Origin of the sequence: Pantoea sp. RIT-PI-b, from assembly GCF_001187905.1 — a bacterium.
GTDB classification, from domain to species: domain Bacteria; phylum Pseudomonadota; class Gammaproteobacteria; order Enterobacterales; family Enterobacteriaceae; genus Pantoea; species Pantoea nemavictus.
The window spans coordinates 174,753-201,574 of sequence record NZ_LGIS01000030.1 but is presented as its reverse complement, the minus strand read 5'-3'; the positions used below and the strand labels follow the sequence as shown (position 1 = coordinate 201,574).

Below are 26,822 nucleotides of genomic sequence, written 5' to 3'. Positions count from 1 at the left end.
TTGGCGATAGCGGACAAGCCGTTGCTCATCCGCCATAAGAGTGATTGCGGGTTACAGACGTGACGAGAGGACGTCTTCCAGCTTCTGCTGGTCGATGGCGAACTGGCGGATGCCGTCTGACAGCTTCTCAACCGCCATCGGATCCTGATTATGTTCCCAGCGGAATTCCGCTTCTGACAGTGAAGCCGGCTGATGGAAGCCTTCAGTTGATGGCTCCAGCTTGCGTTCCAGCGGCGCATCGCTGTTGGCCAGCTCTTCCAGCAGGTTAGGCGAAATGGTCAGGCGGTCGCAGCCGGCCAGCGCCTGAATTTGCTCTACTTTACGGAAGCTGGCACCCATGATGACGGTGCTGTAACGGTGCTTTTTGTAGTAATCGTAGATACGACGCACAGATTTCACGCCTGGATCTTCGTCGACCACATACGGGTCGATCGGCTTGCGTGAGTTGTACCAGTCATAAATACGGCCAACAAACGGTGAAATCAGGAATACACCGGCTTCGGCACAGGCGCGGGCCTGCGCGAAGGAGAACAGCAGCGTCAGGTTGCACTGAATGCCGTTCTTCTCCAGCTCCTCAGCGGCTTTGATGCCTTCCCAGGTGGAAGCCAGTTTGATCAGAATGCGTGAGCGGTCGATGCCGTACTCTTCGTACAGGCGCACCAGTTTCTCAGCTTTGGTGACACACATGCCACGATCGAAGGAGAGGCGCGCATCCACTTCGGTCGAAACACGGCCCGGTATGCTTTTCAGAATTTCCATACCGAGGTTGATCGCCACTTTGTCGCTGGCGTTGATGATTTGCGTCTCTTTGCTGCCGCCCTGTTTTTTCGCGTAGTCGATGGCGTCATCAATCAGATGTTTGTAACCCTCGAGACCGGCGGCTTTTAGGATCAGTGATGGGTTAGTGGTCGCGTCTTGCGGGTGATAATTACGAATAGATTCAATATCACCGCTGTCGGCCACCACGGTGGTGTACTGTTTTAGTGCGTCTAGCTGGTTCATCGCTTAACTCCTTGATTAGCAATAATGTGGGCAAAGGTGTTGCACCCATTCCTGTTAAGTCGTGGTCCAACACAGTGCTACAGACGTTGCACGAAGAAAATGCGTTTTCTCTGATTGTGCCGTCGTGGCGCTTAAGAGGTGCGATAGTGAAAGGAGGACGGGCCTTAATCGGTTCAGCTACGCTTTTTGCCATCAATAAGGATAGCAGGCTGTGGCAAAGCCGCAGGCGAAGCGGTAGCAATCCGTGCCTTTAAGACTGCGGGTTCTTTGAGCGCCTTCACCCTTCTTTGTGGCGTAGATTCCTATACTGAACGCTCATTTAGCTGCGCCACAGGATGCCTAATGGACGATCAACTCAAGCAAAGCGCTCTCGATTTTCACCAATTTCCCACCCCCGGAAAAATTCAGGTTTCACCCACCAAGCCGTTAGCTACGCAGCGCGATTTGGCGCTGGCCTATTCGCCCGGCGTGGCCGCGCCTTGTCTGGAAATTGCTGCCGACCCGCTGGCGGCGCGGAAATACACCGCGCGCGGCAATCTGGTGGCGGTGATCACCAACGGCACCGCGGTGCTGGGGCTCGGCAACATTGGTGCACTGGCCAGCAAGCCGGTGATGGAAGGCAAGGGCGTGCTGTTTAAGAAGTTCGCCGGTATTGACGTGTTTGATATCGAAATTGATGAGCACGATCCCGATAAGCTCATTGAGGTGATTGCTGCGCTGGAGCCCACCTTCGGTGGCATTAATCTTGAAGATATTAAGGCACCGGAGTGTTTTTACATTGAACAGCAGCTGCGCCAGCGCATGCAGATTCCGGTGTTTCATGACGATCAGCACGGCACGGCAATCATCTGCACCGCCGCGGTACTCAACGGTTTAACCATCGTCAAAAAAGCCATTAGCGATGTGCGGCTGGTGGTATCGGGCGCGGGCGCCTCGGCCATCGCCTGCCTGAATCTGCTGGTGGCGCTCGGTATGCAGAAGCACAACATTGTGGTATGCGATTCCAAAGGGGTGATCTATCGCGATCGCGAACCGAATATGACACCGACCAAAGCCGAATATGCGGTTGCCGATAGCGGCGCGCGCGCGCTGGATGAGGTGATTGGCGGCGCAGATATTTTCCTTGGCTGTTCCGGCCCGAAAGCGCTGACGCCGGAGATGGTGCAGAAGATGGCGCAGGATCCGCTGATTCTGGCGCTGGCCAATCCTGAGCCGGAAATCATGCCGCCGCTGGCGAAGCAGGTGCGGCCCGACGCCATTATCTGCACCGGGCGCTCTGATTTTCCCAATCAGGTGAACAACGTGCTGTGCTTCCCGTTTATCTTCCGTGGCGCGCTGGACGTGGGCGCCACCGCCATTAACGAACAGATGAAGCTGGCGGCGGTGCACGCCATTGCCGCGTTGGCGCAGGCGGAACAGAGCGATGTGGTGGCCTCAGCGTATGACGATCAGGATTTAAGCTTCGGCCCGGAATATCTGATTCCTAAACCCTTTGATCCGCGATTAATTGTGCAGATTGCGCCAGCGGTAGCGAAAGCGGCGATGGAGTCGGGCGTCGCCACGCGGCCCATCAGTGATTTTGATGCCTATCGCGAGCAGCTCACCGAGTTCGTCTACAAAACTAACCTGTTTATGAAGCCGATTTTTTCGCAGGCGCGTAAAGATCCGAAACGCGTGGTAATGGCAGAAGGTGAGGAGGTGCGCGTGCTGCATGCCACCCAGGAGCTGGTAACGCTCGGGCTGGCGAAGCCGATTTTGATTGGTCGTCCCAACGTGATCGCTATGCGCCTGCAAAAGCAGGGATTGAAAATCGAAGCGGGGAAGGATTTTGAGATCGTTAATAACGAATCCGATCCGCGTTTCAAAGCGTACTGGAGCGAGTATTACCAGATCATGAAACGGCGCGGCGTCACGCCGGAAACCGCGCAGCGTGCGGTGATTGGCAATCCGACGCTGATTGGCGCGATCATGGTGCATCGCGGAGAAGCGGACGCGCTGATCTGCGGCACCATTGGCGATTATCAGGAACATTACGACGTGGTGGAGAAAGTGTTTGGCCTGCGCGATGACGTGAAAGTGGCGGGTGCGATGAATGCGCTGTTACTGCCGAGCGGCAATACCTTTATCGCTGATACGTACGTCAATGAAGACCCCAGCGCGGAGCAATTGGCGGATATTACGCTGCTGGCGGCGGAAACCGTGCGCCGCTTTGGTATTGAGCCGCGCGTGGCGCTGCTGTCTCACTCCAGCTTTGGTACCTCAAACGCGCCGGGCGCGCGTAAGATGCGCGAAGTGCTGGCGCTGATCCAGCAACGTGCGCCGAATTTAGAGATTGATGGTGAGATGCACGGCGATGCTGCGCTGGTGGAGACTATTCGCCGCGAGCTGATGCCGGATAGCCCGCTGAAAGGCACGGCTAATTTGCTGATCATGCCAAACGTGGAGGCGGCGCGCATCAGCTATAACCTGCTGCGCGTCTCCTGTTCCGAAGGCGTAACAGTGGGGCCGGTGTTAATGGGGATTAGCAAGCCGGTACATGTGTTGACGCGCATCGCCTCGGTGCGGCGCATTGTGAATATGGTGGCATTAGCGGTAGTGGAGGCGCAGACCGAGCCATTGTAAAACCAGGTAGCCATGAATGGCATAATGCTCGTCAGTTAAGCAAGGCACTGGCTCCGCGGGGGTAACCTGGTCGCCATGAATGGCGACCCTACAAGCGCAACAGCGATGATGATTCAGGAACATGCATTGCTGCTGCAGCGCGGGTGTTGAGGCGACATCCCAGCCCGCTGAGCGAGTGAGGGATTCCAGGGCGAGCCGCAGGGATGCGGCGAGAGGCGGCGCTGAGCAGGAGCGAATCGCCGCCGGTCCGTCAGGAATCGTGAGGGAGTGAAGGTACCGCGAAGCGGCGGGATGGGCTGGCGCAGGGCCCGGAGTGAAGAGGGCGTGGCCAGACGCCCTCTTCTCGGTCGCCGCACGACATAGCTGCAACTGCCTCAGCCAATGGCGAACGAAACTTGCTCCATGCGAACGAAAGTCGCTCAGCGCTTAACTGCACGACATTACGCCATAAATGGCGACCCACGGATTATTTCAACCACGCCTTCACCGGTAGGAAATCGCGGTATAACGCGGCTTCGGGCGAATCGGCTTCCGGTTGATAATCATATTCCCAGCGCACCAGCGGCGGCATCGACATTAAAATGGATTCGGTGCGGCCGCCGGTTTGCAGGCCAAACAGCGTGCCGCGGTCCCACACCAGATTGAACTCAACGTAGCGACCGCGACGATAGAGCTGGAACTGGCGCTCACGTTCGCCCCACGGTAGCGCTTTGCGCTTCGCCACAATCGGGAGATAGGCTTGGGCGAAACCGTTGCCGACCGCCTGCATGAAATCGAAGCAGTAGTCAAAATCGGGGGTGTTGAGATCGTCATAAAACAGCCCGCCAATGCCGCGCTGCTCGTCACGATGCTTGAGGTAAAAGTAATCGTCGCACCACTTTTTGTAGCGTGGATAGATATCTTCGCCAAACGGCTGGCATAGATCGTGCGCGGTTTGATGCCAGTGCAGCGCATCCTCTTCGAAACCGTAATAGGGCGTGAGATCGAAACCGCCGCCAAACCACCACACCGGATCGGCACCCGGCTTTTCCGCAATAAAGAAGCGCACGTTGGCGTGGCTGGTGGGCACGTACGGGTTGGAGGGATGGACTACCAGTGACACGCCCATCGCTTCAAAGCTGCGGCCCGCCAGTTCGGGGCGATGCGCGGTGGCAGAAGCCGGCATTTGGTCGCCATGCACGTGAGAGAAGTTAACGCCCGCTTGCTCGAAGACTGCGCCATCGCGCAACACGCGGCTGCGTCCGCCGCCGCCGCCGGGACGCTGCCACGCATCTTCGGCAAAGCTCGCCTTGCCATCTTCCGCCGCTAATTGGGCGCAAATATCATCCTGCAGCGCCAGCAAAAAGGCTTTGACGCGGGAAATATCGGGATTGCTCATCAGTCACTCGTTCCGGAAATTTGCCGTGATTCTACCACAGGATAAACGCTACGCTTCGCGGCGATCGACCTCATCAAAGTAACGGGCGATACCATCGGCAATCGCGCTGGCGATTTTCTGGCGGAACGCCTGAGTGCCAAGCAACTGCTCTTCGCGCGGGTTAGTAATGAACGAGGTTTCCACCAGCACTGACGGAATCGACGGCGATTTAAGCACCGCAAAGGCGGCCTGTTCGGTGTGCTGGCTGTGCAGATGATGCACCGGACGAATCTGATCCAGCACGTGTTTGCCGAGCGTTAAGCTGTTGCGGATGGTATCGGTCTGCACCAGATCGAACAGGATCTGGTTAAGGTAATGATCTTTGTCCTGCACCTCGGCGCCGCCCACTTTGTCGGCATCGTTTTCACGCTGCGACAAATACCGCGCCATTGCGCTGCTGGCACCGCGATTGGAGAGGGCAAACACGGAAGCACCGTTGGCATCCGGGCTGGTGTAGCCGTCGGCGTGAATCGACATAAACAGGTTAGCGCCGTGCTGGTGGGCAATTTCGACGCGCTGATAGAGCGGAATAAAGTGGTCGCTGTCGCGCGTCAGGCGCACTTCAATGCGCGGATGCGACTGCAGCAGCGTCTTCACGGTATTAGCGATGGCCAGTACGATGTGTTTCTCTTCCGAACCCTCTTCGCCTACCGCGCCAGAATCAATGCCGCCGTGGCCGGGATCAATCATTACGATGCGTTTGCCGCTGCTCGCCGGTTTTGGTGGCGTGTGGCGCGAGTTGACGCGCAGAGTGCTGTTCTCTTCCGTTGCCTGCACGGCGCGCGGCGATAACACCGCCAGCGCTAAACCGGAAAGAATCAGTTGGCGGCGATTGGTAAGGCGCTTAAGCAGTGAAATCTTCTTCATTAATGGGTCCATGGCAGGTAAATCCTGCCCAGTGTTATAGCGTAACAATGGCCAGGCGGCGACCTCGTAACTATTTCAACTGTTTACTTTCTATTGCAACTAACGAACAGCCATGTCGCGCTTTTTTTGCGCCGTTGTTACGCGTGAGGGTTGCGCCTAACAAAGAATGCGTGATAATCAGCGAATTGTGCCTAACAGCAGGGTAACGTCGATGGAAATCCGTTCTTTCCGCCAGGAAGATTTTGAAGAAGTGATTACGCTCTGGGAGCGTTGCGATTTGTTGCGCCCCTGGAACGATCCAGAGTTGGACATCGAACGTAAAATGAACCACGACCCGGAACTGTTTCTGGTGGCGGAAGTCGGCGGCGAAGTGGTCGGCACGGTAATGGGCGGCTACGACGGCCACCGCGGTTCCGTCTACTATCTGGCGGTGCACCCCGATTATCAGGGCCGTGGTTTTGCCAATGCGCTGATGAATCGTCTGGAAAAGAAGTTGATTGCGCGCGGCTGTCCAAAAATCAATTTGATGGTGCGCGAAGAGAACGATCAGGTGGTGGCGTTTTATGAAAAGCTTGAGTACGAGCCGGTAGATTCGCTGCTGCTGGGCAAACGTTTGATCGAAGATCGTGAGTATTAATGATCGGTTTAAAATACCTTCCTGAAGAGTACGATGCAAAAGGGCAGCTGCGGCTGCCGTTTCTTTTCTGGCTGATTCTATTATTGCAGGCGCGCACCTGGCTGCTGCTGGTGATGGCGGGCGCATCACGTCAGCAGGGTAATGATCTGCTGGCGCTGTTCTATCCCGATCGCCAAAGCTTCTGGCTGGGACTGGCGCTAGGCATTCCGGCCGCTATGGGTTTGCTGCTGACCGGCTATCGTCAGCGCTGGCCGCGCCTGTGGCAGCGTTGGCGTCACGTATTGAGTGCATCGTTGCTGATTAGCCTGCTGTGGCAGGGTTCCAGTTTGCTGCAAGGCGCCTTCCCGGATTCCCCGCTGCCACTGTTATTGACGCTATTCGATTTGCTCGCTCTGTTCTGGCTGCAAACCCAGCAGCGGCTGCGCGACTGCTTTCTGCCGGAGCATCAGCACATCGAGTAAACTTTTTGCCGGTTTGCGACTCCAACAGGCACGCCAATCGGCTTAGCAGATCAAGGAGTTTTCATGAAAGTTGTTCGTCACGCATTGCTGGTTAGCAGCATGGTTCTGGCTGGCTGCGCCAGTTCAGGTTCCTCAACTAGCGCCAACGAAAGCCATTGGTATAATCCGCTCAGCTATCACTGGTCAGCGCTCAACCCGCTGGGCTGGTTTGGCGGATCGCTGGAAGTGACCGAACAAGGCGTCGCGGGGCTGACGAGCACCACCTCGATGTCGGAAGAGGCCATCAATAAAGCGCTGAACGGCGACTACAAACTGCGTCAGGGTATGCGCACGCAGAATGGTCAGGTGGTCGATTTCTGGCAGGCGCTGGATGGCGACAAGGTTAAATTAGTGATTAACGGCAGCACCCGCGTTGAGCGTATTGAGGTGCAGGATGCCGATGCTACAGCGGCGGACGGCAGCAAAATCGGCGATCTGTTCAGCGCTAAGTTCAGCAAAGCCTTTAATAACTGCAAAATGGTCAGTGGTCTGGATGCGCGTGATGTGGAGTGCCGTGCGCCGGGCAGCCAGCACATTTCCTACATTTATAGCGGTGAATGGCATGGTCCCGAAGCCTTGATGCCGTCGGACGATACTTTGAAAAGCTGGAAAATCACTAAACTCGTCTGGCAGCGCTAGGCGACACGTGGACGGCTACCCGGTCGTCCCTAATATTTCCACTTCCTGCATAAACTCTCCCGCCGTCTTATGCCTTTTTAGACTTTGAAATCCCTAAACGATATATAAAACCGTTACAGCTTTCACCTGAGTTATAAATACACTGACAGCATCTAATGACATTGGCTTAATCGCCGTCTTTCAGGGTGCTGCATGACACTTCCGATTTCGAAAAAATGGCTTGGCGGTATCGCGCTCTCGCTGAGTATCGCGAGTGCGGCGCAAGCGACCGAATTGCTCAACAGTTCTTATGATGTTTCACGCGAACTGTTCGTCGCCCTGAATGCACCTTTTGAGAAGCAGTGGGACGCCGCGCATCCCACCGACAAGCTGACTATCAAACAGTCGCACGCCGGTTCTTCCAAGCAGGCGTTGGCGATTCTGCAAGGCCTGCGCGCCGATGTGGTGACCTACAATCAGGTGACGGATGTGCAGGTGCTGCATGACAAAGGTCAGCTGATTCCGGCGGACTGGCAACAACGCTTGCCCAACAGCAGTTCACCGTTTTACTCCACCATGGCGTTCCTGGTGCGTAAAGGGAATCCGAAGCAGATCCATAGCTGGGCCGATCTGGCGCGCGACAACGTGAAGCTGATCTTCCCTAATCCCAAAACCTCAGGTAACGGGCGCTATACCTATCTTGCCGCGTGGGGTGCTGCCGATCAGGCTGATGGCAAAGATAAAGCCAAAACCGAAGCTTTTATGGCGAAGTTCCTCAAAAACGTCGAGGTGTTTGATACCGGCGGTCGCGGCGCTACCACCACCTTTGCCGAGCGTGGTTTGGGGGATGTGCTGATCAGCTTTGAATCGGAAGTGAATAACATCCGTAATCAGTACGGCAAAGACGAATACGAAGTCATCGTACCGAAAAACAACATTCTGGCGGAGTTCCCGGTGGCGTGGATCGACAAGAACGTCGAGCACAACGGCACCACTGACGCCGCCAAAGCCTATCTTAATTATCTCTACTCGCCTGAAGCGCAGAAAATTATCACCCGTTACTACTATCGCGTGAACAATCCGCAGCTGATGGCCGAGCAAAAAGATCGTTTCCCGCAGACCGAACTGTTCAATGTTAACGATGCGTTTGGTGGTTGGGATAACGTGATGAAAACGCATTTTGCCAGCGACGGTGAGCTGGATAAATTGCTGGCAGCGGGGCGCGGTTAATGTTCGCGCTGACGCAAAAACGTGTCTTGCCAGGCTTTGGACTGAGCCTTGGTACCAGCTTGCTGTTCACCTGCCTGATTCTGCTGCTGCCGATCAGCGCGTTGCTGATGCAGCTGTCGCAGATGACGCTGGCGCAGTATTGGGATGTGATTACCCATCCGCAGCTGATTGCCGCGTATAAAGTGACGATTCTGGCGGCGGGCGTCGCATCGCTGTTCAATGCGGTGTTCGGTATGTTGATGGCGTGGATTCTGACGCGTTATCGCTTCCCAGGCCGCACGCTGCTGGATGGTTTGATGGATCTGCCGTTTGCATTGCCCACCGCAGTCGCGGGTTTAACGCTGGCGGGCCTGTTTTCGGTCAACGGTTGGTACGGTCAATGGCTGGCGCATTTTGATATCAAAGTTTCTTACACCTGGCTTGGCATCGCCGTCGCCATGGCGTTCACCAGTATCCCGTTTGTAGTGCGCACCGTGCAGCCGGTACTGGAAGAGCTTGGTCCGGAATATGAAGAGGCGGCAGAAACCCTGGGAGCAACCCGCTGGCAGAGTTTCCGTCGCGTGGTGCTGCCAGAAGTGGCGCCAGCGTTGCTAGCCGGTACCGCGCTGTCGTTTACCCGCAGCATTGGTGAGTTTGGCGCGGTGATCTTTATCGCCGGCAACATTGCCTGGAAAACGGAAGTGACCTCGTTGATGATTTTTGTCCGCCTGCAGGAGTTCGATTACCCGGCGGCGAGCGCGATTGCTTCCGTGATCATGGCAGCGTCGCTGCTGTTGCTGTTCGCTATTAACACCTTGCAGAGCCGCTTTGGCCGTCGCTTAGGAGGTCACTGATGGCGGAGATTTCACACATCAATCAGGCCGAACGCCAGCCCATCAACTGGGGCAAGTGGCTGCTGATTGGTATCGGTGCGCTGGTTTCCATCCTGCTGCTGGTGGTGCCAATGGTGTCGATCTTTTGGGAAGCGCTCAACCAGGGTTTGGTTGCCTCGCTGAATAACCTGAAAGATGGCGATATGTTGCACGCTATCTGGCTGACCATCCTGGTGGCGCTGATTACCGTGCCGGTCAATCTGGTATTCGGCACGCTGCTGGCGTGGTTAGTAACGCGCTTTACCTTCCCGGGACGCCAGCTGCTGTTAACGCTGTTTGATATCCCTTTTGCCGTATCACCGGTGGTCGCCGGTTTGATGTATCTGCTGTTCTGGGGTGTTAACGGTCCCGCAGGCGGCTGGCTGGATGCGCACAATATTCAGATTATGTTCTCCTGGCCGGGCATGGTGCTGGCAACCATCTTCGTTACCTGTCCGTTTGTGGTGCGTGAGCTGGTGCCGGTGATGCTGAGCCAGGGCAGTCATGAAGATGAGGCCGCGGTGCTGCTTGGCGCCTCCGGCTGGCAGATGTTCCGTCGCGTCACGCTGCCGAATATCCGCTGGGCACTGATGTATGGCGTGGTGCTGACCAACGCACGTGCCATTGGTGAATTTGGTGCGGTCTCGGTAGTTTCGGGATCGATTCGCGGCGAAACCTATACCTTGCCGCTTCAGGTTGAATTACTGCATCAGGATTACAACACCGTAGGCGCTTTTACCGCCGCCGCGCTGCTGACCCTGATGGCAATTGTAACGCTGTTTCTGAAAAGCGTGGTGCAGTGGCGATTAGAGCATCAGCAGAAGCGCCTACAGGAGGAAAATCATGAGCATTGAGATTAAACAGATTAACAAAGCGTTTGACCGCACGTCGGTACTGAACGACATCTCTCTGGATATTCCTTCCGGCAAGATGGTGGCGCTGCTGGGACCGTCCGGTTCCGGGAAAACCACGCTGCTGCGCATTATCGCCGGACTGGAACATCAGAATAGCGGGCAGATCCATTTTAATGGTAAAGATGTGAGCCGCATCCATGCGCGCGATCGTCAGGTCGGCTTTGTGTTCCAGCACTATGCGCTGTTCCGCCATATGACGGTGTTCGACAACATCGCCTTTGGTCTGACCGTGCTGCCGCGCCGTGAGCGGCCGAATGCGGCAGAGATCAAAAAGCGCGTAACGCGTCTGCTGGAGATGGTGCAGCTAGCCCATCTGGCCAATCGCTTCCCGGCCCAGCTTTCAGGCGGACAGAAGCAGCGCGTGGCGCTGGCGCGTGCGCTGGCCGTCGAACCGCAAATCCTGCTGCTGGATGAGCCGTTTGGTGCGCTTGATGCGCAGGTGCGTAAAGAGCTGCGTCGCTGGCTGCGTCAGCTGCATGAAGAGTTGAAGTTTACCAGCGTGTTCGTCACCCACGACCAGGAAGAGGCGATGGAAGTGGCCGATACGGTGGTAGTGATGAGCCAGGGCAATATTGAACAGGTTGGCACGCCAGATGACGTATGGCGCGATCCGGCTACCCGCTTTGTGCTTGAGTTCCTCGGCGAAGTGAATCGCTTTGACGGCGAAGTGCACGGCTCGCAGTTCCATGTTGCCGCGCATCGCTGGCCGCTAGGCTATACGCCAGCGCATCAGGGCGAGGTAGAGCTGTTCCTGCGTCCATGGGAAATTGATGTATCGCGCCAGAGCAGCCTGGAAACTCCGCTGCCGGTGCAGGTGCTGGAAATTAGCCCGCGCGGCCACTTCTGGCAGCTGGTGGTACAGCCGAGTGGCTGGCAAGGTGAAGCGTTCGCCGTAGTGTTCGACGGCGACCATACCGCGCCAATACGTGGCGAACGTCTGTTTATCGGCCTGCAACAGGCGCGAATTTACCATGGTACTACGCCGCTGCGCCCGGTTGCCTTTGCCGAAAGCGCCTGATATTTTTGACACTCCTTCGGGCGGGACTTTCCCGCCCGTTTTATTTGCCTCTCTTTCGTCTGGAATCAAACCGTGACCACACTGGAAAATACCATCGGCAATACGCCGTTGATAAAGTTGCAGCGTCTGACGCCTGACAACGGCAGCGAAATCTGGCTAAAGCTGGAAGGCAACAATCCAGCCGGCTCGGTAAAGGATCGCGCCGCCTGGTCGATGATTCATCAGGCAGAGCTCCGCGGTGAGATTAAACCGGGCGATACCTTGATTGAAGCGACCAGCGGTAATACCGGCATTGCGCTGGCGATGATCGCCGCAATGAAAGGCTACAAACTGCGTTTGCTGATGCCTGATAACATGAGCCAGGAGCGTCAGGACGCGATGCGCGCCTACGGTGCTGAATTGCTGTTGGTGACGCGTGAGCAGGGCATGGAGGGCGCGCGAGATCTGGCTCAGGCAATGGCCGATCGCGGCGAAGGACGGGTGTTGGATCAGTTCAACAATCCCGATAATCCGCTGGGTCACTATCTCACTACCGGCCCGGAAATCTGGCAGCAAACCCGCGGTCGCATGACGCATTTTGTCTCCAGCATGGGCACCACCGGCACCATAAGCGGCGTGGGTCGCTACTTGAAAGAGTTCGCGCCAGCGGTGCAGGTGATTGGCCTGCAGCCGCAAGAGGGCAGTAGCATTCCTGGCATTCGTCGCTGGCCTGAGGCTTATTTGCCCGGCATTTATCGTCCTGATTTAGTCGATGACGTGATCGACATGGCGCAGCAAGAAGCGGAAGAAACCATGCGAGCGCTAGCGCAGCGTGAAGGCATTTTCTGTGGCGTTAGCTCAGGCGGCGCCGTTGCTGGCGCATTACGTATTGCGCTAGCGCAGCCTGGCAGCGTGGTGGTGGCGATTATTTGCGATCGTGGCGACCGCTATCTCTCCACTGGGGTTTTCCACTGATTCCTCTTTCCCGCCTGTTATCTGGCCTGCACGTACTGTCATGGTGCGTCCAGGCCATTTTTGTCTATAGTCTTCGTAATAATCATTTGACGTTAGCAACGTAAGGATCGCGTAAAATCGGCTGCGTTCGTTGCGGACTCAGGACAAAATAGCGGCAATTTAGGCGAGAGATAAAGATGAAAATTCTGCTTGTTGATGATGATGTAGAACTTGGTACCATGCTGAGCCAATACCTGATTGCTGAAGGCTTTGAAACGCAGCTGGTTTTAACCGGTAGCGCCGGTGTGGAAGGCGCGTTATCGGGCAACTATACCGCTATGATTCTCGACATCATGCTGCCCGATATGAGCGGTATTGATGTGCTGCGCCAGGTGCGGCAGAACAGCCGTTTGCCGGTGATTATGCTCACGGCTAAAGGTGACAACATCGATCGCGTGATTGGTCTGGAGATGGGTGCTGACGATTACATGCCAAAACCGTGCTACCCGCGTGAGCTGGTGGCCCGTCTGCGTGCCGTCCTGCGTCGCTTTGAAGATCAGGCGCCGGTTCCGGACAAGAAAGAGCTACTGCGCTGGGGCGATCTTAGCCTTAATCCCGCGACACGCATTACCGAATGGCAGGGTAAAGCGTTCGATCTGACGGCATCTGAGTTTAACTTGCTGGATCTGCTGCTGCGCGCGCCGGATCGCGTGGTGTCAAAGGATGAACTGTCGGAAAAGGGGCTTGGCCGTCCGCGCGAAGCCTACGATCGCAGCGTTGACGTGCATATCAGTAACATCCGCCAAAAGTTGGCAGCCTTAACCGCCGATAGCATCAACATTGAAACAGTGCGCAGTATTGGTTACCGCATTCGATGAAACACAGCTACCGCGGCCGCATGTTTTGGAAGATTTTGCTGGGCTTCTGGATTGTGTTTGTCATCATCAGCCAACTGTTGTGGCTTGGCTTTACGCTATCGGGTAATCGTCATGAGCCGCCGGAGATCGTCGCCATTCGCCGCATCGTTAATCTGCAAATGGCATCGGCGGTTTCGGTTCTGGAACGCGGTGGACTCAGTTCGCTGGATGACATGATGGCGGATTGGGAACCGAACGACCGTCAATTTTTTTCTGTTATTCAGCACGATAAACCTGCTGCCATGTCAGGTAATGCTCCGCCTGAAACCTTTAGTGCACCCTTCCATGGACCTTTTCCCGAAGTCATTGTGCGTTGGGTGAAAGGGCAGGACGGTAAACAGTATGAACTGCGCTACGACGTTAAAGGCTTGCGGCAAGACAGTTCGATGGGCGGTGGCGGGCCGCGCCGTATCCTCAATATTCCTGAACCGATGTTCACCTTCGCCGGTGCGCTCGGGCTGCTGTTCAGCCTGCTACTGGCGTGGAACCTGACGCGTCCGATGCGTCAACTGCGCGAAGGCTTTGCGCGCGTCTCCAGCGGCGACTTATCGGTGCGACTCTATCCGGTGATGCGTAAACGCCATGATGAGCTCTCGAACGTTGCGCAGGACTTTGACGCAATGGTAGAGCGCCTTGATACGCTGGTAAAAGCGCGTGAGGAGCTGCTGCATGATATTTCGCACGAGCTACGTTCACCGCTGGCGCGTTTGCAGCTGGCGACCGGACTGGCGCGCCAGACACCAGAATCGGTAGCATCTTCACTCAATCGTATTGATGAGGAAGCGCGCCGCCTCGATAAGATGATTGGTGAGCTGCTAACACTTTCGCGTGCTGAGCACGAGAGTATGCCGGGCGAGCAATATTTCGACCTGACTGGGCTGCTGCATGCGGTGGTAACAGATGTGCGCTACGAAGCGCAGATTCCGGGTGTGAAAGTCGATTTTCATGTTGATGAAAATGCGGATTATACCGTTCATGGCAACGCCGAGCTGATCCGCCGTGGCGTAGAGAATGTGCTGCGTAATGCGCTGCGTTTCTCGCATAAAGGGCAACACATCAACGTGAGCTTACAAGCGGAAAATCAGTGGCTGGCGATTAGCGTGCGCGATCAAGGACCGGGCGTGGATGATGAGAAGCTCTCGAGCATTTTTGATCCCTTTGTCCGCGTCAATTCACCGCTGATGGGTAAAGGCTATGGATTGGGGCTTTCCATCGTACGCAAAGTGATTCTGGCGCATCACGGTGAAGTACAGGCGGTAAATCGCCCGGAAGGGGGATTAGAGTTGACGTTAAGGCTGCCGCGCTGGAAGCAGGATTAATATTTTACGTGGGTGTTCAACCTCTTCAGGCATTTTGTTTGCTGATAAAGGCAGGAAGCCGGTAGGTTCAACCATTCTCTCAAACAAAAACGGCACCCAATGGGCGCCGTTTTTAATTCTCACGAATCAGCCGAAGCTTACTTCCTGATACGGATAACCGGCGTTTCGCCTACCGTTACCTGACCGGAGAGTTTGATCAGGTCTTTAATCTCGTCCATGTTCGAGATTACAACCGGCGTCAGCGTGGATTTAGCTTTCTCTTCCAGCAATGCCAGATCAAACTCGATCACCACGTCGCCTTTCTTAACCTTCTGGCCTTCTTCAGCGATGCGTTTGAAACCTTCACCTTTAAGCTCAACCGTATCGATACCGAAGTGAACAAATAGCTCAATGCCGTTATCAGACTCGATTGAAAATGCGTGGTTAGTTTCGAAAATCTTGCCGATAGTACCATCAACTGGTGCAACCATTTTGTTGCCGGTTGGTTTGATTGCGATACCGTCGCCAACAATTTTCTCAGCGAATACCACATCAGGTACGTCTTCGATATTTACGATTTCGCCTGACAGAGGCGCAACGATATCAATAGTGCCTGACGCGCTCTCTGATTTTTCGCCAAAAAGTTTAGAAAACAAACCCATGATCTTCTCCTAAGCAGTAATTTGAGGCTAGCGTCCGTGGATCAGCAGAGCGTTTTTTCTTTAATGAACTTGTTGACCAAATTCATCAAATCATCCGCTGTCGGTTGATCCAGAGCCTGCTCCGCCAATGCCTTCGCATCTTCGAAATTAGTATTACGAATGATCTTCTTGATGCTTGGGATTGAAATGGCGCTCATGCTGAATTCATCCAGCCCCATTCCCAGTAACAGTAGTGTAGCACGTTCATCACCAGCCAGCTCACCACACATGCCGGTCCATTTCCCTTCGGCATGTGATGCATCGATCACTTGCTTAATGAGGCCAAGAACAGACGGCGTCATTGGGTTATAGAGGTGTGAAATCAAATCATTACCACGATCGACCGCCAGAGTATACTGCGTCAGGTCATTTGTCCCAATACTAAAGAAGTCGACTTCTTTCGCCAGATGGCGAGCAATCACTGCGGAAGCTGGCGTTTCCACCATGATGCCCACTTCAATGGTCTCATCAAAGGATTTGCCCTCTTCGCGCAGTTGCGCTTTCAGCAGCTCCAGCTCGCCTTTCAGGATGCGAACTTCTTCTACTGAAATAATCATTGGGAACATGATGCGTAATTTACCGAAAGAGGAGGCACGCAGAATTGCGCGCAGCTGCGCATGCAGAATCTCTTTACGGTCCATCGCGATACGGATCGCGCGCCAGCCGAGGAACGGGTTGTCCTCTTTCGGCAGGTTCATGTAAGGCAGATCTTTGTCGCCACCGATATCCATGGTACGCACGATGACCGCCTGTGAACCCACAGCTTCCGCCACGGCTTTGTAAGCCTGGAACTGCTCTTCTTCAGTTGGCAGTGAATCACGGTCCATAAACAGGAATTCGGTACGATACAAGCCAACGCCTTCAGCGCCGTTACGTTCAGCACCCGCGACGTCGCGCACGGTACCGATGTTGGCGCAGACTTCAACCTGATGTCCGTCCAGCGTAATCGCCGGCAGATCTTTCAGTTTTGCCAGCTCATGCTTCTCAGACAGGTATTGTGTCTGAATGGCTTTCAGCTCTTCCAGCACATCTTCTGATGGATTAACGTAAATTTTGTTATTCACGCCATCAATGATCAGGAAATCACCGTTTTTCACGGTTGCGGTGACGTTGCCGGTGCCGACAATGGCAGGCAGCTCAAGCGAACGCGCCATGATCGAGGTGTGAGAAGTACGGCCACCCAGATCGGTAATAAAGCCCAGCACCTTTTTCAGGTTCAGCTGTGCGGTTTCTGAAGGCGTTAAATCTTTGGCCACCAGAATAGATTCTTCAGCAATCGCGCTCAGGTCGACAATGTGCAGACCCAGGATGTTCTGCAGCAGACGCTTACCGATATCACGTACATCAGCCGCACGCTCTTTCAGGTATTCGTCGTCCAACTCTTCCAGCGCAACGGCCTGGCCTTCGATCACAGAGTGAGCGGCAGCATCAGCAGTGGCGTGATCTTTTTTAATCAGGTCGATGATTTCCTGCTCAAGCTCTTCGTCTTCGAGCAGCATGATGTGACCTTCAAAGATCGCAGCTTTCTCTTCACCGAAGGTTTCACCGGCTTTAATGCGAATGGCTTCGAGCTGTGAAGCAGCGCTGCTGCGTCCATCGAGGAAGCGCTGAACTTCCTGCTCAACCTGATCGTCGGTAATTTTTTTACGGCTAATGACGATCTCATCTTCCTTCAGCAGCAGTGCGTTGCCGAAAGCGATACCCGGTGATGCTAAAATGCCTGAAATCATAACCCTACCTTTTAATCACGATGGCTCATTGACCCAATGCGTCGCCACTGTCGCGGAGCAGTACTCTAAAGATGCAATAACGCGGACAGGTTGTCCGCGATCAAGATATTTGCACTCAATGGGGCAAAGGGGTCGGTTTAGTTGCGAACTGAGCCGGTTACTCCAGCTCAGCCATCAGCTTGACCAGGTGCTCAACCGCTTGCTGCTCATCTTCACCTTCAGCAGACAGCGTAACAACCGTACCCTGAGTCAGACCCAAAGTCTGCAGTTTGAACAGGCTTTTCGCGCTGGCGGATTTGCCATTGGAAGTCACAGTGATTTCTGACTGGAAAGCCTTTGCTTCTTTCACGAACTGAGCTGCAGGACGGGTATGAAGGCCGTTAGGTGCGGTAATGGTAACTTCTTGCTGGAACATTCTATTTCCCCAACTTTATCAGGTTTGGTGTTATGGATCTAAAGTCTAGCCTGGAGCCGTAACTTTAGCCTGTGTAGGTGCGCTGGTATGGCATTAAGCTCACCAAAAAATGCGCTCGAATGAGTACGTCATTAACAGTGACAGATCAAAAACTGCACGAATACGTCACTCTTCTCATTATGCCGTGATTCGCCGTTTCGCCAAATCAGTAAATCGATTCAGCTTGATCCACTTCAAAGGGAGATTAATTTCAGGCACCGAAATAATTGGAAGCTTAAATACCAGAGCCCCATCACTGAAAGCAATCTGTCTGGTGATAAAAGTGAGATCTGCACCACAAAAAAGCACCCATTTGGGTGCTTTTTTCGTCAGTTTCAGAATTCTGGCATCACTGCTGCAGTTCTTTCTCAGTGAAAAGATCGGCAAACAGTGCAGTACTTAAATAGCGCTCGCCGGAGGAGGGCAGAATCACCACAATATTCTTATTTGCAAAGGCTTCATCTTCCTGCAACTTCAACGCTGCGGCAACTGCGGCGCCCGAGGAGATCCCTGCCAGAATGCCTTCCTCTTCCATCAGCTGGCGTGCGGTGCTGATAGCTTCTTCGTTAGTGATCGCCACAACACGGTCAATCAGTTTCAGATCAAGGTTACCCGGAATGAAGCCGGCACCGATGCCCTGAATTTTGTGCGGGCCTGGCTTAATCTCTTCGCCAGCCAACGCTTGGGCGATAACAGGGGAATCAGTCGGTTCAACCGCAACGGTAATAAGCTCTTTCTTACCTTTGGTATTTTTGATGTAGCGGCTCACGCCAGTCAGCGTACCGCCCGTGCCGACGCCAGCGATGAATACATCCACTTCGCCATCGGTATCTTCCCAGATTTCTGGGCCGGTGGTTTTCTCGTGGATTTCAGGGTTTGCCGGATTGCTGAACTGCTGCAGCAGGACATATTTATCGGGATCGCTGGCAACAATCTCTTCCGCTTTGGCGATGGCACCTTTCATGCCTTTTGGACCTTCGGTCAGCACCAGGTTCGCGCCCAACGCTTTGAGCAACTTACGGCGTTCAATCGACATGGTTTCTGGCATGGTCAGCGTCAGCTTGTAACCGCGCGCTGCGGCCACATAAGCCAGGGCAATACCGGTGTTACCGCTGGTGGGTTCAACCAGTTCAACACCCGGTTTTAGAATACCGCGTTTTTCCGCGTCCCAAATCATATTGGCACCGATACGGCATTTGATGCTGAAGCTCGGGTTGCGCGACTCGACCTTAGCCAGAATGCGGCCGTTACCGATGCGGTTCAGTCGAACCAGCGGCGTATGACCAATTGTCAGAGAGTTGTCTTCATAGATCTTACTCATAGCTCGTCCTTAACTGTATGAAATATTGGGAACCCTCAGAGCATACCTTTTCTGCCGATGTGCGGAAGGAAAGAAATCGCATATCTATATAGCGCACAACCATAAGCCTTATGCAAAAATGCATAAGGCAATTTAACGCTTTAATGACGCGCATGCTGCGGGCGGTAACGATCCACCCACATTGCCGTTGCGCCGCACACGGCGACAGGCAAAATGGCCAGATTGATAATGGGAATCATGGTGAACAGGCTTACCAGCGCACCAAACTGCATATTTGCCGTTTTATGCTGGCGTAAAGCCCGGCGCATCTGATGGAAGCTCACCTTGTGATTATCAAACGGATAGTCGCAATATTGCACCGACAGCATCCACGCACTGAATAAAAACCATAGAATGGGGGCAACGGTTTGTCCAAATCCGGGGATGAAGTGAAGCAGTAATAAACCGAGCGCACGCGGCAAGTAGTAGCCGAGCTTCTGTAATTCTCGTTTCATGATGCGTGGAACATCTTTAACCAGCCCCATCCAGCCGCTATCGGGCAGCGGTGTACCCGTCAAACGACCTTCCAGCTGTTCAGCAAGTAAGCCGCAAAACGGTGCGGCAAGTAAGTTAGCGATGGTTGAAAAGAAATAGCTGAACACCAACACAATCGTGATTACCGAGAGTGGCCACAGCAGATAGCTCAACCACTGCAGCCAGTCAGGGATATACGACATCATGGCAGGGATCCACAAACCAAGACGCTGGAACAGCCAGATAAAGGCTCCGCCAAGCAGCAGGATGTTGATCAGTAGCGGCATGATGACATAGCGACGAATGCCTGGCAGGCGCACCAGTTTCCATCCTTCGGCAAAGTAGTGAACACCATTAAATGTTGAGACTGAATTCACGGCGGGCATAGCGAGCCTTTCTCCTAAAAATAGCGGCGCGAACATCATAACCTGGCTTTTTATCGGCTACAGGCATGCTTTGCGCGAAAAAACAGCAAAAAAGCGTGGGGCAGCTATCTAATTTGTCAGAAAATACTGCACAGACTTGCACTTGTTTAGCTGGGCAAATACAGTTAGAGGATAAAGTTTGCCGTGGTGGCAAGGTATTGGAACAACAGAGAATACAATGATGCAGGATTTGCGTCTGATATTAATCGTTGTTGGCGCGATCGCCATAATAGCGCTGCTACTTCATGGACTGTGGACCAGCCGTAAAGAGCGCTCCTCCGTGTTTCGTGATCGCCCGCACAAACGTCTGAAACAGCGCGAAGAAGCCGATGAAGATCTGCTGAGCGAAGAAGATGATGATGGCGTCGGCGAAGTCCGCGTGCGCCGTCATCGTGATGCTGATGAAGAGCCTGAATTTACGCCACGTCCGGTTAATCCGTCACGTGCACCTGAGCCTGCGCGTCAGCCAGTATCACGCCAATCCGCTCCCTTATTAGGTGATCCGCTACTTGATGATGAGCCGGAAGCCCGGAAACCTGCTGCCCCGGTCCAGGCGCCACCGGTCAAGCCAACCCCAGCACCTGTAGCACAGCCGATTCAGGCTGATCCTTTATTGGATAATGAGCCGCTTTCAGCCACTCAGCCTGCGCCAGAGTTCCAGGCGGCAGAAGAGCCTAAGTTGGAACATGAAGCGCCTGTCGCGCATCACAATGAAGCGCCGCAGCAAGCTGCAGCGCCGGGCAGTAAAAAAGAAGCGGTGTTAGTGCTGCACGTCGCTGCACATGCAGGTGGTGAACTGAACGGTGAAGCGCTGTTGCAGGGCATTCTGCAGGCCGGCTTCCAGTTTGGTGAAATGAACATTTTCCATCGTCATCTCAGCCCGGCAGGCAGCGGCCCAGTGCTGTTCAGTTTGGCGAATATGGTGAAACCAGGTTCTTTCGATCCGGATGAAATGGGCAATTTCTCCACGCCGGGCATCTCCATCTTTATGATGGTGCCGTCATACGGTGATGCGAATCAGAATTTCAAACTGATGCTGCAATCCGCCCAACGTATCGCTGATGATGTTGGCGGTGTGGTGCTGGATGATGAGCGTCGCATGATGACGCCACAGAAGCTGGAAACCTACAAAACGCGTATTCGCGAAGTTATCGGTTAATCGCCGCTAACTGAATCAAACTAAATATAACCCCCGCATGTCGGGGGTTTTTTATCGGATAAGAGACTATGAAATCGGTTCAGGAGCAGATCACCGCGCTGCGCACCACGTTACGTCACCACGAATATCTCTATCACGTGATGGATACGCCGGAAATTCCGGATGCAGAATATGACCGATTAATGCTGCAGTTGCGCGAGCTGGAAAGTGCTCATCCTGATTTGATTACGCCTGATTCACCTACGCAACGCGTGGGCGCGGCACCGCTGGCCGCTTTTGAACAGGTGCGCCATGAAGTACCGATGTTGTCGCTGGATAACACCTTTGACGAAGCGGGCTTTCTTGCCTTCAACAAACGCGTGCAGGATCGCCTTAAAAGCACCGACGACCTGACTTACTGCTGTGAGCTCAAGCTTGATGGTTTAGCGGTAAGTTTGCTCTACGAAGATGGCTTGCTGGTTCGTGCAGCAACGCGCGGCGATGGCACTACCGGCGAGAACATTACGGCGAACGTGCGTACCATTCATGCTATTCCCCTGCGCCTGCATGGCGACAACATTCCCGCGCGCGTAGAAGTGCGTGGCGAAGTATTTATCACTGAAAGCGGCTTTGAAAAGCTCAACGAGGAAGCGCGTCGTACCGGCGCTAAAGTCTTTGCTAACCCACGTAATGCAGCGGCGGGTTCATTGCGTCAGCTTGACCCTCGTATCACAGCTAAACGTCCTCTGACCTTCTTCTGCTACGGTTTTGGTCTGTTAGAAGGCGGTGAAATGCCCGCCAGCCATTGGCAACGTCTGCAGCAGTTTAAGGCGTGGGGATTGCCGGTTACCGATCGTATTCGTCTGGCGCATAGCGCCGAAGAAGTGCTGGCATTTTATCGTCAGGTTGAGCAGGAGCGTCCATCGCTCGGATTTGACATCGATGGTGTGGTAATAAAAGTCGATTCACAAGCGCTGCAGGAGCAGCTTGGCTTTGTGGCTCGTGCGCCGCGTTGGGCGGTAGCGTTTAAATTCCCGGCGCAGGAACAGATGACGTTTGTGCGCGATGTCGAGTTCCAGGTAGGTCGTACCGGCGCGATAACGCCAGTGGCGCGCCTGGAGCCGGTGCAAGTGGCTGGCGTGATAGTAAGCAACGCCACGCTGCATAACGCCGATGAAATCGCGCGACTTGGGCTGCGCATTGGCGACAAGGTGGTGATCCGCCGTGCGGGCGATGTCATTCCGCAAGTGGTCAACGTGGTGGAGTCTGAGCGCCCGCAAGAGACGCGCGAAATTGTCTTCCCCAGTCATTGTCCGGTTTGTGGTTCTGACGTAGAACGCGTTGAAGGCGAAGTGGTAACGCGTTGTACCGGCGGCCTCATATGTGGCGCGCAGCGCAAAGAGGCGCTCAAGCATTTCGTCTCACGTCGTGCGATGGATGTTGATGGCATGGGCGACAAAATCATCGATCAGCTGGTGGAAAAAGAGTACGTGTTAACGCCAGCCGATCTGTTCCGTCTGACTGCCGGTAAGCTAACCGGACTGGATCGTATGGGGCCAAAATCGGCGCAGAATGTCGTCGATGCGCTGGAAAAGGCCAAACTCACTACCTTGCCGCGTTTCCTGTACGCGCTGGGCATTCGTGAAGTCGGTGAAGCCACTGCCGCCAACCTCGCCAACCACTTTGGCGAACTGGAAAAGGTAATGAATGCCGATCTTGATGCGCTGATTGAGGTGCAGGACGTGGGCAAAGTGGTAGCGACGCATGTGCGTAACTTTATGGACGAAGAGAGCAACCGCGCCGTTATTCGCGATCTTACGGAAGAGATTGGCGTGCATTGGCCGCCGGTTGAAGTGGTGAATGCAGAAGAGATTGATAGTCCGTTTTCCGGTAAAACCGTGGTCCTGACGGGCTCACTGTCGCAGATGAATCGTGATGATGCCAAAGAGCGTCTGGTAGCGCTGGGGGCTAAAGTCAGCGGCAGCGTGTCGAAGAAAACCGACTTACTGATCGCCGGTGAAGCGGCCGGTTCCAAGCTGGCGAAAGCGCAGGAGCTGGGTATTCCGGTGATCGATGAAGCGGAAATGATTCGTCTGCTCGGAGCCTAACGTGGATAAACAGCAGCTGGTTGAAATTGCCAATACCGTGATGCCGTTCGGCAAATATAAAGGCCGGGTACTGATTGATGTGCCGGAAGAGTATCTGTTGTGGTTCGCGCGCAAAGATGAATTTCCGGCCGGTAAGCTAGGTGAATTAATGCAGTTAACGTTGGTGATCAAGAGTGAGGGGCTGGAAGGTCTGGTCAAACCGCTCAAACGTAGCGAATAACAAAACGGCCCGCATTTGCGGGCCGTTTTCCTTAAGATTTCTGAATTTCAACTGACTGCTGCTGCGCCAGTCGCTTCTCATTGCCGGCCTTATAGCGTTGGGCAATGAAAGAGCACACCATTAATTGCACCTGATGGAAGATCATCAGCGGTAAGACGATAATCCCCACGGAACTGGCCGGGAACAGAATGTTGGCCATGGGTACCCCATTCGCCAGGCTCTTTTTCGAGCCACAGAACAGCACCACAATTTCATCTGCGCGGCTAAAGCCAAACAAACGCGATGCAGCCAGGTTAATCGCCAACGCGATAAACAGTACCAGCACGCTGCCCACTAAAATCCACAGCAAGGTATCAACGCCAACGCGATGCCAGATACCGTTCACCACCGCTTCGCTAAAGGCGGAGTAGACCACCAGCAGAATTGAGGTTTGGTCAGTTTTGCCAATCAGGCTGCGATGTTTCTCAACCCAGGCACCAATCCAGCGGCGCGACAAATGCCCTAAAACAAACGGCACCAGCAGTTGCAGCATGATTTTGCCAATTTGCTCCAGACCATTGCCTGGCATTTCGCTGTGCACATTCATCACCAGATTCACCAGCAGTGGCGAAATAAATACGCCCAGCAGGCTGGAGGCCGAAGCGGCACATACCGCAGCGGCCACGTTGCCACCCGCCATTGAGGTGAAAGCGATGGATGACTGCACGGTCGCTGGCAGAATACACAGATAGATAAAGCCGGTGTAGATCTCCGGGCTCACGTTCACCGGATGCCACCAAACGATCAGCAAGCCAATAATCGGGAAAATGACAAAGGTGCTGCACATAATCCATAGGTGCAAACGCCAGTGGCTGCTCCCGGCAATGATCTTTTCACGCGACAATTTTGCGCCATGCATAAAGAACAGCAGGGCGATGGCGGCGGTGGTCAGATATTCGAAAATGTCGACAAAGACACCTTTAGCAGGAATGAAGCTGGCCAGCAGCACGGTGATGATGAGTTTAATCATCATTGGATCGAGGCGTAAAAATCCCATTGTTAAAATCCGGTTAAATTTAAAAAAATGATGGTGCAGATTGTGCGCCCGCTGGGTTTAGAAATAAAATTGATTTATTGCATCAATCTATGAGCATTATCGATGAATTATACCTTACGTCAGCTACGCACCTTTGTGGCAGTCGCACATCACGGCAGCTTCAGTCTGGCAGGACAAGCGATTGGTTTGAGTCAGTCGGCGGTCAGCCACAGCATTAAAGAGTTGGAAGCAGAAATGGGCGTCCGTTTGCTGGATCGTACTACGCGTGAAGTGATGCTCACCGAAGCGGGACAACAGCTGGCCACGCGGCTTAATCGCCTGCTGGACGATCTCAATACCGCGGTTTTGGATGTGCGCAGCTATGGCGAACAGCGTAGCGGCACGGTGCGCGTGGCTGCCAGCCAAACGCCTTCTGCACATTTAATGCCGCAATGTCTCGCCAGCAGCCAGCAGCGCTATCCCGATATCCGGGTGATCCTGCACGATAGAGTTCAGCAATGGGTGCTGCAAAGCGTACGCAACGCCGAGGTCGATTTTGGGATTGTCATCGGCCCACTCAATGATACCGATTTCGATAGCGAAGAGATTTTGCAGGAGCCTTTTTTACTGCTGTGCCATGCAGATGATGAGCTGGCGCGCATAGAACAGGCGCAATGGTCAATGCTGGCAGGACGTAATATGGTGCTGCAGGATTATGCTTCTGGCAGCCGCGTTTTGGTCGATGCCGCGCTGCAACAGTTGGCGCTCAGTGTGAATGTGGTGCAGGAAATCGGTCATCCCGCCACGCTTTATCCGATGGTGGAAGCGGGGATTGGTATCAGCATTTTGCCGGCGCTGGCGCTGCCGTTGCCATCAGGACGCAAACTTACGGTGCGCCGTCTCTATCCGGAAATTAATCGTAGTTTGATGCTGATAAAGCGGAAAAACCGCTCGCTAACGCCCGCGGCGGAAGCCATCTGGCATGAAGTGCGTCAGCAGGCAACCCTGCTGACGCAACAACGCATGCTAAAACCTGCGTTTTAAACGTAAACGTTGATCTGATTGGTATCCGTTGGACGGTTAATGCCATCAGCCTGGGGTGCAGCAGGTTGCTGTGCTTCCTGCTTCTGCTGGGCTTTCTCTGCTTGCTGCTGCTCAATCTGCGCGATTTGCGCTTCAATCATTTGAATCTGTGATTGCAGCATCTGCTCCTGCTCAGATTTTTGTTCATCTGTCAGGGTATCGTCGCTGGAAAGATCTTTCAGCTGCTTGGTAATGGTTTGAATCTGTTTATTAAGGCTCGCGATTTCTGAGGTAGAACCGCCACCGCTACTTGCCGTGCTGAAACTACTAACGCTTGAGATGGTAGACATGGTTTTCTCCTTGCAATAGACCATTATCGTTATCGGTCAAAGGCTCAGGAGGCTTGAGGGCAGGGAGTGTTAAGCTTGCGAAAAGGTTTTGTAGGGATTGAGTGCTTGAGAGGACGTTAACCTTTGGAGCGCAGAAACGAAAAAAGCGCCTAAAAGGCGCTTTTCTCTGAATTGGTGGGTCGTGCAGGATATGCCTCGGCCCATCCTGGGCCTCGCCCTTCGGGTGATGCTTACGCATCAGCCTGAATCGCTCCCGGCGATTCAGTCGAACCTGCTGCAGGTTCTCACCCTGCACGTTAACCTTAGGAGCGCAGAAACGAAAAAAGCGCCTAAAAGGCGCTTTTCTCTGAATTGGTGGGTCGTGCAGGATTCGAACCTGCGACCAATTGATTAAAAGTCAACTGCTCTACCAACTGAGCTAACGACCCGAAGTGGTGGGTGATGACGGGCTCGAACCGCCGACCCCCTCCTTGTAAGGGAGATGCTCTACCAACTGAGCTAATCACCCACTTCGTACTGCTTAACAAGAGTGTCATCTGACTAAGATATGGTGGGTGATGACGGGCTCGAACCGCCGACCCCCTCCTTGTAAGGGAGATGCTCTACCAACTGAGCTAATCACCCATATCTTATCTCTTGTTCACTGCGGGCCAACTCTAAAACATTCATTTAAGAGTGGTGGGTGATGACGGGCTCGAACCGCCGACCCCCTCCTTGTAAGGGAGATGCTCTACCAACTGAGCTAATCACCCCCGCTGTGTGGAGTCGCATTATAGGGATCCTTCAAAGTGAGTCAACGGTTTTTAAAACTTAAATGTGCGTTCGCTTTAAAAATAATCATCGTGGGGTGGTTTTAGCCAATGTGCTGGTTTTATTAGCAGAAAAGCGCACGACAAACCGGGATGCCACCGCGACAATCATTGAGGAATCAGCCTCACCTGCTAGAATGTGCGCACTGTTTTTTCGCGTTAACCCGTTTTTTGTCATCCAGACAATGAAA

The 26,822-nt window shown here is 54.0% G+C and carries 25 protein-coding genes, 4 tRNA genes and 1 other RNA gene; 15 read left to right on the top strand and 15 right to left on the bottom strand.

Annotated elements, in window-relative coordinates:
* Positions 1–51: 51 nt before the first annotated feature.
* Positions 52–1,002, bottom strand: coding sequence for a transaldolase (gene tal, locus AC790_RS20210; RefSeq protein WP_007890880.1), 951 nt, complete (start codon positions 1,000–1,002; stop codon positions 52–54).
* Positions 1,003–1,344: 342 nt separating this feature from the next.
* Between tal and maeB the strand changes: the two genes are divergently transcribed.
* Positions 1,345–3,624 carry an NADP-dependent oxaloacetate-decarboxylating malate dehydrogenase gene (gene maeB, locus AC790_RS20205; RefSeq protein WP_049852950.1) on the top strand — a complete coding sequence of 760 codons (2,280 nt, stop codon included), beginning with the start codon at positions 1,345–1,347 and terminating at the stop codon, positions 3,622–3,624.
* Positions 3,625–4,090: 466 nt separating this feature from the next.
* On the opposite strand, the gene hemF is transcribed toward maeB, so the two are convergent.
* Positions 4,091–5,002 carry an oxygen-dependent coproporphyrinogen oxidase gene (gene hemF / locus AC790_RS20200; RefSeq protein WP_049852949.1) on the bottom strand — a complete coding sequence of 304 codons (912 nt, stop codon included), beginning with the start codon at positions 5,000–5,002 and terminating at the stop codon, positions 4,091–4,093.
* Between the two features lie 48 nt (positions 5,003–5,050).
* Positions 5,051–5,908: an N-acetylmuramoyl-L-alanine amidase AmiA gene (gene amiA / locus AC790_RS20195; protein ID WP_049853033.1), complete on the bottom strand. Its 858-nt coding sequence runs from the start codon at positions 5,906–5,908 to the stop codon at positions 5,051–5,053.
* 211 nt (positions 5,909–6,119) lie between these two features.
* On the opposite strand from amiA, the gene AC790_RS20190 reads away from it, so the two are divergent.
* From AC790_RS20190 to AC790_RS20145, 10 genes are all read left to right on the top strand, one after another.
* A complete protein-coding gene (locus AC790_RS20190; protein ID WP_007889032.1) occupies positions 6,120–6,545 on the top strand; it encodes a GNAT family acetyltransferase in 426 nt (141 codons plus the stop codon).
* Entirely contained in the window at positions 6,545–7,006 is a 462-nt protein-coding gene (locus AC790_RS20185) for a DUF2919 domain-containing protein (protein ID WP_007889034.1), read from the top strand. Before AC790_RS20190 ends, AC790_RS20185 begins: the two co-directional genes overlap by 1 nt.
* 63 nt (positions 7,007–7,069) lie before the next feature.
* Entirely contained in the window at positions 7,070–7,684 is a 615-nt protein-coding gene (locus AC790_RS20180) for an RpoE-regulated lipoprotein (RefSeq protein ID WP_049852948.1), read from the top strand.
* 192 nt (positions 7,685–7,876) lie between these two features.
* Positions 7,877–8,893 carry a sulfate ABC transporter substrate-binding protein gene (locus AC790_RS20175; RefSeq protein WP_007889036.1) on the top strand — a complete coding sequence of 339 codons (1,017 nt, stop codon included), beginning with the start codon at positions 7,877–7,879 and terminating at the stop codon, positions 8,891–8,893.
* Complete coding sequence (gene cysT, locus AC790_RS20170) at positions 8,893–9,726, top strand: sulfate/thiosulfate ABC transporter permease CysT (protein ID WP_007889038.1); 834 nt, start codon at positions 8,893–8,895, stop codon at positions 9,724–9,726. The genes AC790_RS20175 and cysT overlap by 1 nt, the downstream gene beginning before the upstream one ends.
* Positions 9,726–10,598, top strand: a complete 873-nt coding sequence (cysW, locus tag AC790_RS20165) for a sulfate/thiosulfate ABC transporter permease CysW (RefSeq protein WP_049852947.1) — start codon at positions 9,726–9,728, stop codon at positions 10,596–10,598. Before cysT ends, cysW begins: the two co-directional genes overlap by 1 nt.
* Positions 10,588–11,676, top strand: a complete 1,089-nt coding sequence (gene cysA / locus AC790_RS20160; protein ID WP_049852946.1) for a sulfate/thiosulfate ABC transporter ATP-binding protein CysA — start codon at positions 10,588–10,590, stop codon at positions 11,674–11,676. The genes cysW and cysA overlap by 11 nt, the downstream gene beginning before the upstream one ends.
* Before the next feature lie 72 nt (positions 11,677–11,748).
* Entirely contained in the window at positions 11,749–12,630 is an 882-nt protein-coding gene (cysM, locus tag AC790_RS20155) for a cysteine synthase CysM (RefSeq protein ID WP_007889046.1), read from the top strand.
* A gap of 176 nt (positions 12,631–12,806) precedes the next feature.
* Positions 12,807–13,487, top strand: a complete 681-nt coding sequence (locus AC790_RS20150; RefSeq protein ID WP_007889049.1) for a response regulator transcription factor — start codon at positions 12,807–12,809, stop codon at positions 13,485–13,487.
* Positions 13,484–14,845: an ATP-binding protein gene (locus AC790_RS20145; RefSeq protein ID WP_049852945.1), complete on the top strand. Its 1,362-nt coding sequence runs from the start codon at positions 13,484–13,486 to the stop codon at positions 14,843–14,845. The genes AC790_RS20150 and AC790_RS20145 overlap by 4 nt, the downstream gene beginning before the upstream one ends.
* A 137-nt stretch (positions 14,846–14,982) precedes the next feature.
* On the opposite strand, the gene crr is transcribed toward AC790_RS20145, so the two are convergent.
* From crr to cysZ, 5 genes are all read right to left on the bottom strand, one after another.
* Positions 14,983–15,486, bottom strand: coding sequence for a PTS glucose transporter subunit IIA (gene crr / locus AC790_RS20140; RefSeq protein WP_007889056.1), 504 nt, complete (start codon positions 15,484–15,486; stop codon positions 14,983–14,985).
* A 41-nt stretch (positions 15,487–15,527) separates the two neighbouring features.
* On the bottom strand, positions 15,528–17,255 hold the full coding sequence (gene ptsI / locus AC790_RS20135) for a phosphoenolpyruvate-protein phosphotransferase PtsI (protein ID WP_007889058.1): 1,728 nt from the start codon (positions 17,253–17,255) through the stop codon (positions 15,528–15,530).
* A 157-nt stretch (positions 17,256–17,412) separates the two neighbouring features.
* Positions 17,413–17,670, bottom strand: a complete 258-nt coding sequence (ptsH, locus tag AC790_RS20130; protein ID WP_007889063.1) for a phosphocarrier protein Hpr — start codon at positions 17,668–17,670, stop codon at positions 17,413–17,415.
* A gap of 388 nt (positions 17,671–18,058) precedes the next feature.
* Positions 18,059–19,030, bottom strand: a complete 972-nt coding sequence (cysK, locus tag AC790_RS20125) for a cysteine synthase A (RefSeq protein WP_007889072.1) — start codon at positions 19,028–19,030, stop codon at positions 18,059–18,061.
* 140 nt (positions 19,031–19,170) lie between these two features.
* Entirely contained in the window at positions 19,171–19,929 is a 759-nt protein-coding gene (cysZ, locus tag AC790_RS20120; protein WP_049852944.1) for a sulfate transporter CysZ, read from the bottom strand.
* Positions 19,930–20,146: 217 nt separating this feature from the next.
* Between cysZ and zipA the strand changes: the two genes are divergently transcribed.
* The 3 genes from zipA to AC790_RS20105 all read left to right on the top strand — a co-directional run bounded on the left by zipA (position 20,147) and on the right by AC790_RS20105 (position 23,434).
* Positions 20,147–21,127: a cell division protein ZipA gene (gene zipA, locus AC790_RS20115; RefSeq protein WP_049852943.1), complete on the top strand. Its 981-nt coding sequence runs from the start codon at positions 20,147–20,149 to the stop codon at positions 21,125–21,127.
* 68 nt (positions 21,128–21,195) lie between these two features.
* Positions 21,196–23,214, top strand: coding sequence for an NAD-dependent DNA ligase LigA (ligA, locus tag AC790_RS20110; RefSeq protein ID WP_049852942.1), 2,019 nt, complete (start codon positions 21,196–21,198; stop codon positions 23,212–23,214).
* Between the two features lies 1 nt (position 23,215).
* On the top strand, positions 23,216–23,434 hold the full coding sequence (locus tag AC790_RS20105) for a DUF3820 family protein (protein ID WP_007889085.1): 219 nt from the start codon (positions 23,216–23,218) through the stop codon (positions 23,432–23,434).
* A 31-nt stretch (positions 23,435–23,465) separates the two neighbouring features.
* Here the strand turns inward: AC790_RS20105 and AC790_RS20100 are convergent, their stop codons facing one another.
* Complete coding sequence (locus tag AC790_RS20100; RefSeq protein ID WP_049852941.1) at positions 23,466–24,470, bottom strand: bile acid:sodium symporter family protein; 1,005 nt, start codon at positions 24,468–24,470, stop codon at positions 23,466–23,468.
* 102 nt (positions 24,471–24,572) lie between these two features.
* On the opposite strand from AC790_RS20100, the gene AC790_RS20095 reads away from it, so the two are divergent.
* Positions 24,573–25,493: a LysR family transcriptional regulator gene (locus tag AC790_RS20095; protein ID WP_049852940.1), complete on the top strand. Its 921-nt coding sequence runs from the start codon at positions 24,573–24,575 to the stop codon at positions 25,491–25,493.
* Here the strand turns inward: AC790_RS20095 and AC790_RS20090 are convergent.
* The 6 genes from AC790_RS20090 to AC790_RS20070 form a co-directional block, all read right to left on the bottom strand.
* Positions 25,490–25,822, bottom strand: coding sequence for a FlxA-like family protein (locus tag AC790_RS20090; RefSeq protein WP_049852939.1), 333 nt, complete (start codon positions 25,820–25,822; stop codon positions 25,490–25,492). The two genes, AC790_RS20095 and AC790_RS20090, sit on opposite strands and share 4 nt — an antisense overlap.
* Before the next feature lie 172 nt (positions 25,823–25,994).
* Positions 25,995–26,131: non-coding RNA, RtT sRNA (locus AC790_RS24420), on the bottom strand.
* Positions 26,132–26,174: 43 nt separating this feature from the next.
* A tRNA-Lys gene (locus tag AC790_RS20085) sits at positions 26,175–26,250 on the bottom strand.
* Between the two features lie 4 nt (positions 26,251–26,254).
* Positions 26,255–26,330, bottom strand: a tRNA-Val gene (locus AC790_RS20080).
* Between the two features lie 40 nt (positions 26,331–26,370).
* Positions 26,371–26,446: transfer RNA gene (locus tag AC790_RS20075), tRNA-Val, on the bottom strand.
* Between the two features lie 52 nt (positions 26,447–26,498).
* A tRNA-Val gene (locus AC790_RS20070) sits at positions 26,499–26,574 on the bottom strand.
* Positions 26,575–26,822: the final 248 nt, after the last annotated feature.